The following is a 15474-nucleotide window of genomic DNA, read 5'->3' as shown; positions in this document are numbered from 1 at the left end:
AATCTTCGGCGGACTTCATTGCGTGCCCTGTTCGATGTGTGGTTCACTCCCCCCATGGTCGACTTGACACGGACGGCATCGTCGCCTCCGGTCGGGACGAGCGAGCTCTTCCAGATCCTCCGCGACGGTGTGCCGCGGACCCGGGCCGAGCTCGCCGCACTGACGGGGGCAGCACGCTCCACCATCGGCGTGCGCCTGGACGCGCTCGCGGACATCGGGCTCATCGGGCCCGTCGAGACCGCGGCATCCACCGGTGGCCGCCCGCCGGCGCAGATCGCGCTCCGCTCCACGTCGCGCCTCGTGGTCGCCGCCGACCTCGGGGCGTCGCACGGCCGCGTCGCCGTCACCGATCTCGTCGCAGCACCCCTCGCCACACGCGAGGCCCGCATCGACATCGCCGCCGGCCCGGTCCCGACGCTGACCTGGTTGGTCGAGGCGATCGACGAACTCCTGTCCGAGATCGGTCGCGCCCGCGACGACGTCATCGCCATCGGCATCGGCGTCCCCGGGCCCGTCGAGTTCTCCACCGGTCGGCCGGCGAACCCGCCGATCATGCCGGGGTGGGACGGCTTCGACGTCCCCGGCTGGCTCCGGCAGCACGTCTCCGCGCACGTGCTGCTCGACAACGACGTCAACATCGCGGCGCTCGGCGAGCGGGAGCACGGCTGGCCGAACGTGGACCACCTGCTGTTCGTCAAGGTCGCCACCGGTATCGGTTCCGGCATCGTGTCCGAGGGGCGGCTCCAGCGAGGCGCGCAGGGCACCGCCGGTGACATCGGGCACGTGCGCGTCTCCCGCGCCGGCGACGTGCCGTGCCACTGCGGGAACACCGGCTGTCTCGAGGCCGTCGCCTCCGGGCCCGCGATCGCCCGGTCGCTCCGGGCGAAGGGCCACGACGTGCACACCAGCGCGGACGTGATCGACCTCGTCACCCGCTCGGACCTGGACGCCATCGGAGCGGTCCGGCAGGCCGGTCGGGACATCGGCGAGGTCCTGGCGACGTGCGTGTCCCTCATGAACCCCTCGGTCATCGTGCTCGGCGGATCGATCACGCAGGCGGGCGAGCACCTCCTGGCCGGCGTCCGGGAGGTCGTGTACTCCCGCTCGATGCCGCTCGCCACCGAGCACCTCGTCATCGCGCCCTCCCGTGCCGGGGGCATCGCGGCGCTCCAGGGAGCAGCCGCGCTCGCGATCGGCTACGCCCTCTCCCCCGCAGGCGTCGACGAGTTGGTCGCGTACGCAGAGGGGCGCGAGCTGGTCTCCTGACCGCGCGTTCCGGTCGGCGCGGTGCGCCGGTTTCCGTCCGTCGGTGCTCGGGGAGAGAATCGTCGGGTGACGATCGTGCAGCCCACCCTGTGGGACAGCCTGGAGGCTGAGCCCGGCCCCGGCGCGTCCGTCACCGGTGCGTCCATCACCCGTGCGCACGACGCGTTCACGAGCCTCCGGGGCCACACCGAGCGGATCGTCGCGCACTCCTCGGACCGCGTCGCGTGGCTCCGCGCCCGCGCCGCGGGCATCACCGCCACGGACGTCGCGCGGCTCGCCTCGCTGCGCGCGGTCGAGGCCGTCGTCGCGGACAAGCGCTACGGTTCCCGGTTCTCCGGCAACGCCTACACCGAGCACGGCAAGGAACGGGAGCCCGTGATCGCCGCGTGGGTGGCCGCCACGCACGGCATCCAGCCGTCGGCGCACCTGTTCCACGCGAGCGCCAACCGTGCCCACCTCGCGACCCCGGACGGCGTCGGGCAGGACCGGGACGGCCGGCTGCTCCTCGCCGAGATCAAGACGACGTCGTCCGGCTGGAAGCGTGTCCCGCGGCACTACCTGCGGCAGGTCTGGTGGCAGCAGTACGTGCTCGGCGCCGAGCGCACGTTGTTCGTGTGGGAGAAGCACGACGGGTTCGTGCCGATCGCGGACGAGCCCGAGTGCCGGTGGATCGATCGCGACGACGACCAGATCCGCGGACTCGTACAGCTGGCGGACATGGTGCTCGATCGGCTGCGCGACGCCCGCTGACGTCCCGGCTACACCCGGATCAGGCGCAGTCGGCTCATGCCGATCACGAGCAACCCCATCAGGGCGATGAACACCGCCACCCCGAGGCAGTACAGCGCCACGACCCCGTACCCGAGGCTCGGGTTCAGGAACGGGTACGGCACCCAGCCGTCGGTCGCCCCGCGGACCAGCACCACGACGAGCCAGACCGCCGGGTAGAGCAGGAACCACCACACGTGGCGGGTGCGCAGTCGGGCACGGTCGGAGAACAGCAGCCAGTCGAGCACGGCGTACACGGGGATGACCTTGTGCAGCAGGTCGTTCGACCACGGCACGGTGAACGAGTTGCCGAGCGCCGCCTCGACGAGCAGCGTGTTGTAGACGATGCCGGTCGTGGCGATGTAGACGGTCGCGGCGCCGCGGAACACCGACGCACCGACCCCCTCGCGCTGCCGGCGGGCCGCGGCGACCAGGGCGACGGCGAACGCGACGGCGATGATGATGTTCGACTGGATCGTGAAGTAGCCGAAGAAGTTCCAGAACACGACACCGGGACCCTGGGACGTCCGGATGAACTGGGCGACGATCGCGGCGACCACCGCGATCACGGCGATGAGCCGGAGGGAGTTGACGAGCGTGCGCACAGGGCCACGCTATCGGCTCGCATGCAGAAGGCCCCGCACCGATCCGGTGCGGGGCCTTCTGGCGTCAGATCAGTTCGATCAGATGCTGTTGACGTCCAGCGGGATGCCGGGGCCGAAGGTCGTCGAGACGGCGCCCTTCATGACGTAGCGGCCCTTCGAGGCGCTCGGCTTGAGGCGGTTGATCTCCTCGAGCGCGGTCGAGATGTTCTCGTCGAGCTGCTCGGCGGTGAACGAGGCCTTGCCGACGACGAAGTGCACGTTGGCGTGCTTGTCGACGCGGAACTCGATCTTGCCGCCCTTGATGTCGTTGACGGCCTGCGCGACGTTCGGGGTCACGGTGCCGGTCTTCGGGTTCGGCATGAGGCCACGCGGGCCGAGCACCTTACCGAGACGACCGACCTTGCCCATGAGCTCCGGGGTCGAGACGGCCGAGTCGAAGGCGGTGTAGCCCTCGGCGACCTTCGCGATGAGCTCGTCGCCACCGACCTCGTCGGCGCCGGCGGCGATGGCGGCCTCAGCAGCGGCACCCGTCGCGAAGACGATGACGCGGGAGGTCTTGCCGGTGCCGTGCGGCAGGATGACGGTGCCACGCACCATCTGGTCCGCCTTGCGGGGGTCGACGCCGAGCTTCAGCGCGACCTCGACCGTGGAGTCGGTCTTCGCAGAGCCGGTCTCCTTGGCCAGGGCGACGGCCTCGGTCGGGGTGTAGAACTTGTCGGCCTCGATCTTCGCGGCCGCGGCCTGGTAGGCCTTGGACTTCTTCGCCATGGTGGTCTCCTTGCGAGATACGTGGTTGACGAGCCGGCGAGGCTCTCCCACGGAAGGGTTTGGGGGTGTGGACCTGAGTGGGGTGAGGCCTACGCCTCGACCGTGATGCCCATCGAACGAGCAGTGCCGGCGATGATCTTCGCGGCCTGGTCGATGTCGTTGGCGTTCAGGTCGGCCTGCTTGGTCTCGGCGATCTGACGGACCTGGTCCATCGAGATCTTCGCGACCTTGACCGTGTGCGGGGTCGCGGACCCCTTCTGCACACCCGCAGCCTTCTTGATGAGCTCAGCGGCCGGCGGGGTCTTGAGGATGAACGTGAACGAACGGTCCTCGTAGACGGTGATCTCGACCGGCACGACGTTGCCACGCTGCGACTCGGTCGCGGCGTTGTACGCCTTGCAGAACTCCATGATGTTCACGCCGTGCTGACCGAGCGCCGGACCGATCGGCGGGGCCGGGTTGGCGGCCCCCGCGTTGATCTGCAGCTTGATCAGGCCCGTGACCTTCTTCTTCGGTGCCATGTTGTGCTTCCTCCTGGAATCGAACGCACGGGGATCCGTGCACTCTCCCGCGTGGCCGGCGGTTCCGGCTCGCGGTCACGAGCCCGACGCACGAGGCGTCCGGGCCCAAACTCGATAAGTGTACTCGACTAGAGCTTGGTGACCTGGTCGAAGCTGAGCTCGACCGGGGTCTCGCGCTCGAACAGCGAAACGAGGACGGTCAGCTTGCCGCTCTCCGGCTTGATCTCGGAGATCGATCCGGGGAGCCCCGCGAACGAACCTTCCTTGATCGTGATCGTCTCGCCGACCTCGAAGTCGACCTCTGCGGCCGGGGAGGCCTGCGTCTGGCCGCTGCCCTTGCCGCCCTTGGTCGGTGCCGGCTCGGCGACCTGGACCAGGGACTTCAGCATGCCGAACGCCTCGTCGAAGCGGAGCGGCGTGGGGTTGTGCGCGTTGCCGACAAAGCCGGTGACACCGGGGGTGTGCCGGACGACGGACCACGAGTCCTCGTTGAGGTCGAGACGCACGAGCACGTAGCCGGGGATCCGGACGCGCGTGACGAGCTTGCGCTGACCGTTCTTGATCTCGACGACGTCCTCCATCGGGACCTCGACCTGGTAGATGTAGTCCTCCATTGACATCGAGACCATGCGGTTCTCGATGTTCGACTTCACGCGGCGCTCGAAGCCCGCGTAGGAGTGGATGACGTACCACTTGCCCGGCTTCATCCGCAGCTCGGCCTTGAACGCCTCGTACGGGTCGACCTCGGCGGGCTCCTCGTCCTCGAGCGCGTCGGCGGCTTCGTCCGCGGCGATCGTGGCGTTCGCCTCGGCGGCGGACTCTTCCTCGATCTCGGACTCTTCCTCGTCCTCGACGGCCTCGACGGCGGCTTCCGCCTCGTCGGCGGTGTCGATCTCGAGCGCGTCGTCGACGATCGCGTCGGCCTCGGGGTCCTGCGACTCCGCGAGGGCGGTCAGGCTCTCGTCGATGCCGAGCGACTCGTCGTCCTCGTCCTCGACCGAGATCGCGCGCTCCTCGGCGGACTCCGCCGAGCGCTCCTCACCGGTCTCGACGTCGCCTTCCTGGTTCTCCTCCACCTCGGAGGACTGCTCTGCAGCGGTCGCGAGGTCGATGTCGTCGCGGGAGTTGTCAGACACTGTCGGTTCTTTCCGTTCGGTGGTGCGGATCGGGTTGGCGTTCGGTCTCTGGGTGTGCCTGGTTTCGGCTCCGCCCGCGCGATGTTCGATCAGCACCGTGTTGATCTGCGCGGGCGGGGAACCGGGTGACCCGGGCGTCGGCCCGTGTGGACGAGCCTACGTGGACGGCCTGATCAGGCGGTCGGACCGTTGCCGAAGACGTAGCCGACACCGAGTCCGAACACGAAGTCGAGGACCGACACGAGGATCATCATCACGACGACGAAGACCAGGACGACACCGGTGTAGCTGAAGAGCTCCTTGCGGGTCGGCGTGACGACCTTGCGGAGTTCGCCGATGACCTGGCGGATGAACAGGGCGATCGCGGCGAACGGCCCGCGGCGCCCGGCCCGGTCCTGCTTCGCCTTGGCGACGACGTCGTCCGCCGTCGCTTCCACGTCTTTGCTCGCCAACTTCTACCCTTCCAGAGTTGCAGGGCGGACAGGACTCGAACCTGCAACCTGCGGTTTTGGAGACCGCTGCTCTACCAATTGAGCCACCGCCCTTCAGGGGCCGATCCGGCTCCTGGGTGAACACGTCCGCCATCAGGCAGGCCGTGACCACCGCAGATGAGTGTACGGGAGTGCGTCACACGGTGTCCACTTGAGGGCCGCTCCGGCGTGCCGCGCCGATAGGCTGGACCGGTGAGCACCGCAGCCAACGGCCCCGAGTCCACCGCCAACCAGCGCCCGCGCATCGCGTCCCGCATCGCCGCGATCGCCGAGTCCGCCACGCTGAAGGTCGATGCCAAGGCCAAGGCGCTGAAGGCCGCCGGTCGCCCGGTGATCTCCTTCGCGGCCGGCGAGCCCGACTTCGCGACGCCGGCGCACGTCGTCGACGCCGCGGTCGCCGCAGCGCAGGACCCGAAGAACCACCGCTACACGCCAGCGACGGGCCTCCCGGAGCTCAAGCAGGCCATCGCCGAGAAGACCGCCCGCGTCTCCGGCGCGGCCGTCGACGCCTCGCAGGTCATCGTCACGAACGGTGGCAAGCAGGCGGTCTACGAGGCGTTCGCCACGATCGTCGACGACGGTGACGAGGTCCTGCTCCCCGCTCCGTACTGGACCACCTACCCCGAGGCGATCCGTCTCGCCGGCGGTGCGCCCGTCGAGGTCTTCGCCGGCAGCGACCAGGATTACCTCGTCACGGTCGAGCAGCTCGAGGCAGCGCGCACCCCGAAGACGAAGGCGCTGCTGTTCTGCTCCCCCTCGAACCCCACGGGCGCCGTGTACTCGGCCGGGCAGACCCGCGCGATCGGCGAGTGGGCGCTCGAGCACGGCATCTGGGTGATCAGCGACGAGATCTACCAGGACCTCGTCTACGACGGCACCGAGTTCGCCGGCATCCTGCAGCAGGTCCCCGCCCTCGCCGACACCACGATCCTGGTGAACGGCGTCGCGAAGACCTACGCGATGACCGGCTGGCGCGTCGGGTGGTTCATCGGCCCGGCCGACGCGGTGAAGGCCGCCTCGAACCTGCAGTCGCACCTGTCGTCCAACGTGTCGAACGTGTCGCAGCGCGCCGCGATCGCCGCCCTGAGCGGCCCGCAGGAGCCCGTCGCCGAGATGCGCGAGGCGTTCGACCGCCGCCGCAAGGCCATCGTCGCCGGGCTCAACGCGATCCCCGGGTTCGTCACGCCGACCCCGAAGGGCGCCTTCTACGTCTACCCCGACGTCACGGCACTCCTCGGTCGCGAGTGGGCAGGCAGCACCCCGACGACGTCGCTCGAGCTCGCCGACCTGATCCTCGAGCACGCCGAGGTCGCGGTCGTCCCCGGCGAGGCGTTCGGTCCCTCCGGCTACCTCCGGCTGTCGTACGCCCTCGGCGACGACGACATCGCCGAGGGCGTCGCCCGCCTGGCCGAGCTCTTCGGCTGACCGTCCTCTCGCCAAAGCGACAGTGTCCGCCCGGATTCCGGGCGGACACTGTCGCTTTCGCGGTGCGGGTTGGTGCAGAGACGGGAGGCTCGTGGTGCGTCAGGCGAGCAGGTCGCCGACCACGACGGGTTCCGGTACGAGCGACACACCGAACCGGTTGAGCACCGTCAGCTGGACGTAGCGCGCCAGCTCCGCGACCTGCGCGGCCGTCGCGTCGCCGCGGTTCGTCAGCGCGAGGGTGTGCTTCGACGAGATCGCCGCGTGCGAACCGGCGAGCGCGTACCCGCGGTGCACCCCGGCATGCTCGATGAGCCAGGCGGCGCTGAGCTTGACGTCGTCGCCGGCCGGCCAGCGCGGTGCGTCGGCGGGCAGCGACTCCGCGAACCCGGCCGAGACGATCGGGTTCGTGAAGAACGAGCCGGCGCTCCAGGTGTCCGGGTCCTCGGCATCCAGGACCATGCCCTTCGCGGCACGCAGATCGAGGACGGTCGAGCGCACCACGGCGGGGTCGACCCGGTCGCCGAGGGTCACCCCGAGCGACCCGGCGAGCTGCGCGTACCGGACGGGCACGCCACCCTCGGTGTCGGTGCCGAGGGCGAACTCCACGGTGAGGACGACACCGGGACGACCGTGCTTCAGCGTGGAGGTGCGGTACCCGAGCGCCAGCTCGGCGGCAGGCACCCACGTGCGCTCCCCCGTTGCCGCATCGAGGAACTCGACCCGGGTGAGCACGTCGGAGAGCTCGACCCCGTACGCCCCGATGTTCTGCACGGGGGACGCACCGACGGTGCCCGGGATGCCGCTCAGGGCCTCCAGTCCGGTCCAGCCGTTGTCGACGGTCGACGCGACGAACGCGTCCCACGGCTCACCGGCCGCGACGCGGACGGTGACGCCGTCCGCGGTGGCCTCGTGCTCGACGCCGCGCGTGCGGACGAGCACGACGGTGCCGTCGAACCCGGTGTCGGCGACGAGCAGGTTGCTGCCCCCGCCGACCACGAGCCACTCCTCGTCCGCCCAGGCGTCCCGGGTGTGCGCGACCAGCTCGTCGGTCGTCTCCGCGACCAGGAGCCGCCCGGCGGGGCCACCGACACGGAGGGTGGTCAGCTCCGCGAACGCCTGCTGCGACACGGTCAGCGGAACGCCACCGTGACCTGCGCCTTGCCGAGCACGGTCTGCTCGGCGGCGGTCACGGTGAGGTCGATGCGCTGCGGACGGCCCTCGTCGTCGACGGTGCCGACCTTGGCGACGATGCCGATGTCCGCACCGGTCTCCGGGTCGACCACGACGGGCCGGGTGAAGCGGACCCCGTACGACACGACCCAGCCGCGGTCGCCGAGCCACTCGGAGACGGGCTGGACGGCGATGCCCATCGTGAGCATGCCGTGCGCGAGCACGCCGGGGAGCCCGACGGACGCGGCGACGTCGTCGCGGTAGTGGATCGGGTTGAAGTCACCGGAGGCGCCGGCGTACCGGACGAGGGAGTCACGCGTGATGTGCACCTGTCGTTCGGCGACGACGGTGCCCACGGCGGTCTCGGTTGCTGCGTCGGTCATGCGTCGTCTCCCCGGACCACGAGGGTGGAGGTCGCCGTGACGACGTGCTTCCCCGCGGCGTCGTTCATCGTGCTCTCGGCCGTGACCATCGCGTTGCCGCCGAGCGTCTTCACGCTCGTGACCGTCAGGGTCGCGGTGAGTTCGTCGCCGGCGACGATCGGTCGGTCGTGGGTGAACTTCTGCTCGCCGTGCACCACGCGCGAGAAGTCGATGCCGGCGTCGGGCTCGGCAAGGAGCTGCGCGAGTGTGGCTTCCTGCACGACGACCGCGAAGGTCGCCGGGGCGACGACGTCGTCGTAGCCGGCTGCACGTGCGGCGTCCGGGTCGTGGTGGATCGGGTTCGTCGCGAACGTGGCACGGGCGAACTCGCGCACCTTCTCTCGACCGACCAGGTACTTCGGGGCTGGCGGGAACGTCCTGCCGACGAGCTCGGGGTTCACTGACACGACGGGGAGTCTACCGAGGCCGGTCGGGGCTTGCGATTCATGAGTATGCATCGGCTATGCTGGTCCTCGCGGCGCCGGGGGGCGTCGGTTCGTTCGAGGGGATGCACGTGGAGTCGACGATCGAGTTCGCCGTGCACACCGGCGATCGGCGCACGGCGATGGAGCTCGCGGCCGCGGCGCTGCGATCCGAGGGCCACGACGTCGTGGCCGCACCCGGGTCGATCACCGCGACGTCCGGCAACCGGTTCCTGACGGTGCTGCTCGGGGCGCTCGTGCATCCGGCGAAGCAGTACCGCCGGTACGAGGTCATCGTGTCCACGGCGGGAGGCAGGTCGCTGCTGACGCTCCGGCACGCCGGACACGGGCCGGCCGTCGCTGGCGGGTCGATCGGGGCCGCTCGACGCCGGGAGCGCTGGCACGACGTCGTCCGGGTCCTCGAGCGGACGCTCCGGTCCGCCGGACTGCTCGTCGCCGACCACGATCGCGCCGGCCGGTAGCGACGCTCCGCTGTCGCGCCCGCCGAGCCGTTCGGGCGTCGTTCGCACAAGCGAAAGCGAAGCGCGCCGCGCATCGCCGTGGTTCGGATGGCATTTGGTTGTGCGAAGGCGATCGGCACCGTCCCGGGCCCGGCACGGGCCCGGGAACGACGAAAGCCCGGCGCGGACGCCGGGCTTGCGGTAGCGAGGGCGGGACTTGAACCCGCGACCCCACGATTATGAGTCGTGTGCTCTAACCAACTGAGCTACCCCGCCACAGATCCGGCGCTGGTTTCTCGCCGGGTCGGAGCCCCGAGTCAGGATTGAACTGACGACCCCTTCCTTACCATGGAAGTGCTCTACCACTGAGCTATCGGGGCGTGTACCGCGAGCGGCACCACACGAGGATAGCAGAACCCGGACGGTGGTCTGGAACCGGCCGTGACGCCCGGGCGCGCCGCCTCGTGGAGCTAGTTCGCGTTGGCCTGGAGCCACGCCAGCGGGTCCACCGGGACGCCGTCGACGTGCACCTCGAGGTGCAGGTGCGGGCCGGTCGAGTTGCCCGTCGAGCCCACGAGCCCGAGCTCGTCCCCGACCGCGACCTGCTGGCCCTTCACGACCTTGAACGAGTTGTCCATCATGTGGCCGTAGACACTCGTGAACTGCTTGCCGTCGACGTCGTGCTCGACCCACACGTCGTTGCCGAAGCCGCCGTCGTTCGGCTGCACCTTGATGACGGTCCCGGCAGCGATGACCCGGATGGGGGTTCCCGCCCCGGGGGCGAAGTCGACGCCCTGGTGGTTGGTCGAGCAGAACGAGCAGCCCTCGACCTGGCGCCCGCCGAATCCGGAGGTGATCGGCACGCCGGTCAGGAACGGCCACTGGATCGTGCCGTTCGGGTCGTTCGTGAAGCTCGACGAGTCGACGTTCTTGTACTGCGTGGCGTCGGACACGGTGTAGGCATCGCGGTTCGTCGAGCCCTCGGTCGCGTCACCGACGCGGAGCGACTGCGTGTCGCCGTCGGCGGCGGCCCGCACGGTCGTCGAGCCGGGCTCCGGCGTGTAGAGGGCCTGCGCGGGCAGCGAGGTCGACACGACCAGCCCGGCGACGAACAGCAGCGCGCCGACTGCGGTCGCGCGCGAGGCGTTCTTGCGGAACGACGCACCCGTGCGCTTCGTCGGCGCCGACGCGGCAGCCACGGACGGGCGCCCGGCACCGAGGTGGCGCGTGGCCCGGTCGACGCGGGGAGCCGGAGCGGTGGTCCGGCGACGAGCGGGAGGCACCTGGCCACTCACCCGGCGGGTCGCTGCGGGTGCGACGACCGGTGACGACGGCGCGGGCGGGGTCGCCGGCTCGATCACGGACGCCGGCAGGACGGGCGAGGAGGGTGCCGGCGGCGTGACGGGCTCGGCCTGGTCGGACGGCGACACCGGGGCGGCGTCGTCGATCGACGCGGCGTCGACCGGCCCGGCCAATGCGATGTCCTGGGAGTGCTGGACCCCGTGCTTCGCTGCTGCGCGCTCCGCTTCGATGCGGGCCCGGCGGGTCATGTGGACCACGGGCGAGGCGCCGTCAGTGGTCCTTCCGTCGGGGGTGGTTCGTCCGGAGACGGCGGGCTGCAGCGTGGCTTCGAGCATGCGTTTCGGTGGGGATCCTGATCAGGGCTGTCGGCGCTCGTTGATAACGAGCAGATAACGGGACTGCAGCGACGGTACCAGGGGTCGTAGCGTGCCGCCAGTCGTGGTCATGACCACACAGGGGCCCCAGAGGTGGGGGTCATGACCCGAGGACCCCGGCTTCGACCCGACGCACGAGGGTCTCGAGCTCGGCGGCGATCGACGGTGCGGCGAAGAGGAACGAGCGCGTTCCACCGGCTTCCCACGACGTGACGACGGCGCCGGCGGAGGCGGCGACGATCGATCCGCCGGCCATGTCCCACGGGTTGATCCCGCGCTCGTAGTACGCGTCGACGACCCCGGCGGCGACCGAGCAGCAGTCGAGGGCGGCCGACCCGCCACGACGGATGTCGCGGACCTCGCCGAGCAGTCCGGTGAGCACGGCGACCTGCTCCCGACGGCGGTCGGCGGTGTACCCGAAGCCGGTCGCGACGAGCGTCTCGCCGAGGGAGGCGGGCTCCCCCACGGTGAGCACGGTGCCGTTGCGGGTGGCGGGCTCGCCGGCGACCGCACGGAACACGTCACCCGTGGCCGGGGCGATGACCACGCCGGCGATCGGTTCCCAGACCGCGGGGTCCGGGTCGCCGCGGACGACACCGATGCTGACGGCGTACTGCGGGCTGCCGTAGAGGTAGTTGACGGTGCCGTCGATCGGATCCACCACCCACGTGATGCCGGAGGTGCCGTCGGCCCCGCCGGTCTCCTCGCCGAAGAACCCGTCGTCCGGGCGGGCGGCACGGATGCGGTCGTGCACCAGGGCCTCGACCTCTCGGTCGGCGGCCGTGACGACGTCGACGATGCTCGACTTCCGGTCGGCGACCTCGACTCCTTCTGCACGACGGCGAGCGGCGAGCTCGGCGGCTTCGGTCGCGATGGACTCGGCCAGGTCGGCGAGCTCGGTCGGGGTCGGGTCTGCGCTCATGCACTCGATCCTTGCAGCAACACGGTCGCCGAGACGACGAAAGCCCCGTCCTGTGGACGGGGCTCTTGGTCGTGTGGCGAGTGAGGGATTCGAACCCCCGAAGGCTACGCCGGCTGATTTACAGTCAGATCCCTTTGGCCGCTTGGGTAACTCGCCATGTGCGCACCCAGCCCGTGTAGTCACCAACCGGAGGCGCCAGAACAGCATACCGGATGGCCGACGATGGTCGTGACCACCGTGGCGCGGACCGAGGTCGGCGCTCCCCGTTAGGCTGTCGGGCATGGCAGACAGCTCCTTCGACGTGGTCAGCAAGGTCGACAAGATGGAGGCGGACAACGCCCTCAACCAGGCCGCCAAGGAGATCGAACAGCGCTACGACTTCAAGGGCGTCGGCGCATCGATCGCGTTCAGCGGTGAGGACGTCCTCATCAAGGCGAACACCTCCGAGCGGGCGACCGCGGTCCTCGACGTGTTCGAGTCCAAGGCGATCAAGCGCGGCATCAGCCTCAAGAGCCTCGACGCCGGCGAGCCGTACCCGTCGGGCAAGGAGTTCCGCATCGAGGTGAAGTTCAAGAACGGCATCGAGCAGGACGTCGCGAAGAAGATCGGCGCGTTCCTCCGGGCGAACGCCCCGAAGAGCGTGAAGAGCCAGATCCAGGGCGACGAGCTCCGGGTCTCCTCGAAGAGCCGCGACGACCTGCAGAACACGATCCAGCTCCTCAAGGGTGAAGAGTTCGACGTGCCGCTGCAGTTCATCAACTTCCGCTGACGCCCCGCGCGCCCGCGAAAGACGACTCGACGCCCCCGTGGAGCACTGGCTCTCCGTCACCCTGACCGTTCTCCTGGTCCTGCTGGACCTGGCGATCCGTGCGTTCTCGCTCATCTACGTCCCGATCAACCGGAAGCCGCAGACGGCGACCGGGTGGTTGCTCGCGATCTTCCTCATCCCCTACATCGGCTTCATCGTCTTCCTGGTCATCGGGTCGACGAAGCTGCCGAAGGCCAGGCGTGAGAAGCAGACCGAGATCAACGCCTACATCCTCGAGCAGACCGAGGGCATCGAACGCGTCCGTCGGGACCACCCGTGGCCGCCGTGGTTCGAGAGCATCACCGAGCTGAACCGCAAGCTCGGCGCGATGCCACTGGTTGGCGGCAACTCGGCGGAGCTCTACCCGGACTACGACGAGTCGATCGCCGAGATGGCCCGCGCCATCGACGACGCACGGCGGTTCGTGCACGTCGAGTTCTACATCGCGACGCTCGACGACACCACGCGCGGCTTCTTCGAGGCACTCGCCCGGGCGCAGGCGCGCGGCGTGACCGTCCGCTTCCTCATGGACCACTGGGCGAGCCGCGGCTACCCCGGGTACAAGGACACGCTGGCCTTCCTGGACCGCGCGGGCATCGAGTGGCACCTGATGCTCCCCCTGCAGCCGTTCAAGGGGAAGTTCCAGCGCCCTGACCTCAGGAACCACCGGAAGATCATGGTCATCGACGGGTCGGTGGCGTTCACGGGGTCGCAGAACCTCATCGACAAGTCCTACGACCTCAAGGCGCACGTCGAGAAGGGGCTCGCGTACAAGGACCTGTTCGCCCGCTTCGAGGGTCCGGTCGTCGCCGGCATCAACGCCCTGTTCGTGACGGACTGGTACAGCGAGACCGACGAACTCCTGCTCCGCGAGAGCGACCCGGTGCAGCGAGCCGACCGCGGTGACGCGCTCGACTGCCAGGTCGTGCCGTCCGGCCCCGGGTTCGACGGCGAGAACAACCTGCGCCTCTTCAACGCGCTGCTGTACTCGGCGCAGAAGAAGGTGTCGATCACCTCGCCGTACTTCGTCCCCGACGACTCGATGCTCTACGCCATCACGACGACGGCGCAGCGCGGGGTCGAGGTCGAGCTGTTCGTCGGGGAGATCGGCGACCACGCGATGACCTGGCACGCGCAGCGCTCCTACTACGAGGGGCTCCTCCGTGCCGGCGTGAAGATCTGGCTGTACCGCTCGCCGACGATCCTGCACGCGAAGCACTTCACGATCGACGACGACGTCGCCGTGATCGGGTCGAGCAACATGGACATGCGGTCGTTCAGCCTGAACCTCGAGATCTCGGTGATGGTCCGCGGGGAACGGTTCGTCGACGCGCTCCGCGGCGTGCAGGACGCCTACCGGCAGGACAGCATCCCGCTCGAGCTCGATGCGTGGCTCGGCCGCACGCGTCCTTCGCAGGTGCTCGACAACATCGCGCGGCTCACGGCAGCCCTGCAGTAGCGGCCGGGAGGCCCGGTGCGCGTCCGGCGCGCCGGCCCGGACAGCGCGGGCTCGGTCAGCGCGGGACCACCGACGCGATCCGCGCCACCAGACGCTCGGCCGGCCCACGTCCCAGGAACCGGCTCCACAGCGCGGCGAACAGGGCGGCGCCGACGGCGAACCACCACCATGTGGCCGGCTCCTGCGGGAGCGGCGGCAGCACCGCGATGACGACGAGGTGCAGCGCGTAGATCGTCAGCGGCATCGACCCGATCGCGGCGAGCGGGAAGGCGATCCGGCGCGCGACGACGCCGCGCCCGTCGAACAGCAGCGTGCAGAGCCCGATCACGGCGACGGCGACGCCGGCCGTCCCGACGACGTCGACGATCGACGACGAGTGGTCCCGCGGCGACAGGAACACCTGCGCGAACGCCTGCCCCGCGGACGCGCCCTGCGGCACGAACGGGACCCCGGGGAACGCGTCACCCGCGTCCCACGGCACCGGCGCCGTCACTGCCCCGGTGATGGAGGCGGTGGTGGCGACCACTGCGCCGGACGCGAGGAGCGCGACCTGCGTGCTCCGAGCCTCCAGATCGGATCTGGCGACCGCGAGCCCGACCAGCACGTACGTCAGGAACGTGACCACGGGGTAGACGAGGCCGAGCTGCAGAGTGAAGGCACTCGCGCCCGCGTAGGCCGGGACGATCGCGATCGCGGCGGGCGCAGACAGCAGCGCACAGACGCCGGCGGCGGTGAGGAGCGCCCACCGGGGCCAGCGCAGTGCCGGGAGCACCAGCAGGAACAGCGCCCCGTAGGTCGGCAGGATGACGTAGACGGGCGTGTTCAGCGCCATCAGCAACAGGCCGATCACGACGATGACGACGGCCCGGATCGCCAGCCGTGCACGCACCCGCCCGATCTCGGGAGGGCCCGGCGGGTCGGTCCGGCCGCTCACCAGGCCCACCGAGACGCCGGCGAGCACGGCGAACAGCGTCGACGACCGCCCGTTCACCACGGCGGACCAGGTGGAGGGGTCCGACCAGTCGAGCTGCTCGGCGACACCCCCGACGTGCGCCGCCACCATGCCGAGGAGTGCGACGGCACGGGCGACGTCCACGCCGTACAGGCGTGCGCCCCGCGCCTCGGTGACGAGGGCGGGGCGCACGGCGGTCATC

17 protein-coding genes and 4 tRNA genes are annotated in these 15474 nt (G+C 70.1%); 6 read left to right on the top strand and 15 right to left on the bottom strand.

Features of this window, described 5'->3' with window-relative positions:
- Positions 1-54: 54 nt before the first annotated feature.
- Entirely contained in the window at positions 55-1266 is a 1212-nt protein-coding gene (locus ACEN9V_RS18220; RefSeq protein ID WP_413601481.1) for an ROK family protein, read from the top strand.
- Positions 1267-1410: 144 nt separating this feature from the next.
- Entirely contained in the window at positions 1411-2016 is a 606-nt protein-coding gene (locus ACEN9V_RS18215) for a YqaJ viral recombinase family protein (RefSeq protein WP_413603085.1), read from the top strand.
- A gap of 8 nt (positions 2017-2024) precedes the next feature.
- Here the strand turns inward: ACEN9V_RS18215 and ACEN9V_RS18210 are convergent, their stop codons facing one another.
- The 6 genes from ACEN9V_RS18210 to ACEN9V_RS18185 form a co-directional block, all read right to left on the bottom strand.
- Positions 2025-2639 carry a Pr6Pr family membrane protein gene (locus tag ACEN9V_RS18210; RefSeq protein WP_402729573.1) on the bottom strand — a complete coding sequence of 205 codons (615 nt, stop codon included), beginning with the start codon at positions 2637-2639 and terminating at the stop codon, positions 2025-2027.
- A 78-nt stretch (positions 2640-2717) separates the two neighbouring features.
- Positions 2718-3407 carry a 50S ribosomal protein L1 gene (gene rplA / locus ACEN9V_RS18205; RefSeq protein ID WP_281265126.1) on the bottom strand — a complete coding sequence of 230 codons (690 nt, stop codon included), beginning with the start codon at positions 3405-3407 and terminating at the stop codon, positions 2718-2720.
- Positions 3408-3496: 89 nt separating this feature from the next.
- On the bottom strand, positions 3497-3928 hold the full coding sequence (gene rplK / locus ACEN9V_RS18200; protein WP_281265127.1) for a 50S ribosomal protein L11: 432 nt from the start codon (positions 3926-3928) through the stop codon (positions 3497-3499).
- Between the two features lie 128 nt (positions 3929-4056).
- Positions 4057-5064: a transcription termination/antitermination protein NusG gene (gene nusG, locus ACEN9V_RS18195; protein ID WP_402729572.1), complete on the bottom strand. Its 1008-nt coding sequence runs from the start codon at positions 5062-5064 to the stop codon at positions 4057-4059.
- Positions 5065-5237: 173 nt separating this feature from the next.
- Positions 5238-5501 carry a preprotein translocase subunit SecE gene (secE, locus tag ACEN9V_RS18190; RefSeq protein ID WP_402729718.1) on the bottom strand — a complete coding sequence of 88 codons (264 nt, stop codon included), beginning with the start codon at positions 5499-5501 and terminating at the stop codon, positions 5238-5240.
- A gap of 35 nt (positions 5502-5536) precedes the next feature.
- Positions 5537-5609, bottom strand: a tRNA-Trp gene (locus ACEN9V_RS18185).
- 189 nt (positions 5610-5798) lie between these two features.
- Between ACEN9V_RS18185 and ACEN9V_RS18180 the strand changes: the two genes are divergently transcribed.
- Positions 5799-6980, top strand: a complete 1182-nt coding sequence (locus ACEN9V_RS18180) for a pyridoxal phosphate-dependent aminotransferase (protein ID WP_413603084.1) — start codon at positions 5799-5801, stop codon at positions 6978-6980.
- A 99-nt stretch (positions 6981-7079) separates the two neighbouring features.
- On the opposite strand, the gene ACEN9V_RS18175 is transcribed toward ACEN9V_RS18180, so the two are convergent.
- From ACEN9V_RS18175 to ACEN9V_RS18165, 3 genes are read right to left on the bottom strand one after another with little or no spacing between them, the layout of a single operon-like run.
- Complete coding sequence (locus tag ACEN9V_RS18175; protein WP_413603083.1) at positions 7080-8114, bottom strand: UDP-N-acetylmuramate dehydrogenase; 1035 nt, start codon at positions 8112-8114, stop codon at positions 7080-7082.
- On the bottom strand, positions 8111-8533 hold the full coding sequence (locus ACEN9V_RS18170; protein WP_413601480.1) for a MaoC/PaaZ C-terminal domain-containing protein: 423 nt from the start codon (positions 8531-8533) through the stop codon (positions 8111-8113). The genes ACEN9V_RS18175 and ACEN9V_RS18170 overlap by 4 nt, the downstream gene beginning before the upstream one ends.
- Entirely contained in the window at positions 8530-8979 is a 450-nt protein-coding gene (locus ACEN9V_RS18165; RefSeq protein WP_413601479.1) for a MaoC family dehydratase N-terminal domain-containing protein, read from the bottom strand. Before ACEN9V_RS18165 ends, ACEN9V_RS18170 begins: the two co-directional genes overlap by 4 nt.
- 107 nt (positions 8980-9086) lie before the next feature.
- On the opposite strand from ACEN9V_RS18165, the gene ACEN9V_RS18160 reads away from it, so the two are divergent.
- A complete protein-coding gene (locus ACEN9V_RS18160; protein WP_413601478.1) occupies positions 9087-9476 on the top strand; it encodes a hypothetical protein in 390 nt (129 codons plus the stop codon).
- Positions 9477-9657: 181 nt separating this feature from the next.
- Here the strand turns inward: ACEN9V_RS18160 and ACEN9V_RS18155 are convergent.
- The 5 genes from ACEN9V_RS18155 to ACEN9V_RS18135 all read right to left on the bottom strand — a co-directional run bounded on the left by ACEN9V_RS18155 (position 9658) and on the right by ACEN9V_RS18135 (position 12209).
- Positions 9658-9731: transfer RNA gene (locus ACEN9V_RS18155), tRNA-Met, on the bottom strand.
- A 32-nt stretch (positions 9732-9763) separates the two neighbouring features.
- Positions 9764-9835: transfer RNA gene (locus tag ACEN9V_RS18150), tRNA-Thr, on the bottom strand.
- A gap of 90 nt (positions 9836-9925) precedes the next feature.
- A complete protein-coding gene (locus ACEN9V_RS18145) occupies positions 9926-11005 on the bottom strand; it encodes a peptidoglycan DD-metalloendopeptidase family protein (protein WP_413601477.1) in 1080 nt (359 codons plus the stop codon).
- A gap of 226 nt (positions 11006-11231) precedes the next feature.
- Positions 11232-12053: an inositol monophosphatase family protein gene (locus ACEN9V_RS18140; protein ID WP_413601476.1), complete on the bottom strand. Its 822-nt coding sequence runs from the start codon at positions 12051-12053 to the stop codon at positions 11232-11234.
- 74 nt (positions 12054-12127) lie between these two features.
- Positions 12128-12209 (bottom strand) — tRNA-Tyr (locus tag ACEN9V_RS18135).
- A gap of 124 nt (positions 12210-12333) precedes the next feature.
- Between ACEN9V_RS18135 and ACEN9V_RS18130 the strand changes: the two genes are divergently transcribed.
- Positions 12334-12822: a YajQ family cyclic di-GMP-binding protein gene (locus ACEN9V_RS18130; RefSeq protein WP_413601475.1), complete on the top strand. Its 489-nt coding sequence runs from the start codon at positions 12334-12336 to the stop codon at positions 12820-12822.
- Positions 12823-12859: 37 nt separating this feature from the next.
- Positions 12860-14320: a cardiolipin synthase gene (gene cls / locus ACEN9V_RS18125; protein WP_413601474.1), complete on the top strand. Its 1461-nt coding sequence runs from the start codon at positions 12860-12862 to the stop codon at positions 14318-14320.
- A 55-nt stretch (positions 14321-14375) separates the two neighbouring features.
- On the opposite strand, the gene ACEN9V_RS18120 is transcribed toward cls, so the two are convergent.
- On the bottom strand, positions 14376-15473 hold the full coding sequence (locus ACEN9V_RS18120; RefSeq protein ID WP_413601473.1) for a heparan-alpha-glucosaminide N-acetyltransferase domain-containing protein: 1098 nt from the start codon (positions 15471-15473) through the stop codon (positions 14376-14378).
- Between the last annotated feature and the right edge of the window lies 1 nt (position 15474).

Source organism: Curtobacterium sp. Curtsp57, from assembly GCF_047324335.1.
Taxonomy (GTDB): Bacteria; Actinomycetota; Actinomycetes; order Actinomycetales; family Microbacteriaceae; genus Curtobacterium.
Note: the sequence above shows the minus strand (reverse complement) of the source record. Positions and strands in the feature narration are given on the sequence as shown.

Coding starts and splice junctions, on each gene's coding strand:
- ACEN9V_RS18140 (WP_413601476.1), bottom strand. CDS start 12,053: ATGAGCGCAGACCCGACCCCGACCGAGCTCGCCGACCTGGCCGAGTCC.
- ACEN9V_RS18130 (WP_413601475.1), top strand. CDS start 12,334: ATGGCAGACAGCTCCTTCGACGTGGTCAGCAAGGTCGACAAGATGGAG.
- rplA (WP_281265126.1), bottom strand. CDS start 3,407: ATGGCGAAGAAGTCCAAGGCCTACCAGGCCGCGGCCGCGAAGATCGAG.
- ACEN9V_RS18145 (WP_413601477.1), bottom strand. CDS start 11,005: ATGACCCGCCGGGCCCGCATCGAAGCGGAGCGCGCAGCAGCGAAGCAC.
- ACEN9V_RS18220 (WP_413601481.1), top strand. CDS start 55: ATGGTCGACTTGACACGGACGGCATCGTCGCCTCCGGTCGGGACGAGC.
- ACEN9V_RS18170 (WP_413601480.1), bottom strand. CDS start 8,533: ATGACCGACGCAGCAACCGAGACCGCCGTGGGCACCGTCGTCGCCGAA.
- ACEN9V_RS18120 (WP_413601473.1), bottom strand. CDS start 15,473: ATGACCGCCGTGCGCCCCGCCCTCGTCACCGAGGCGCGGGGCGCACGC.
- rplK (WP_281265127.1), bottom strand. CDS start 3,928: ATGGCACCGAAGAAGAAGGTCACGGGCCTGATCAAGCTGCAGATCAAC.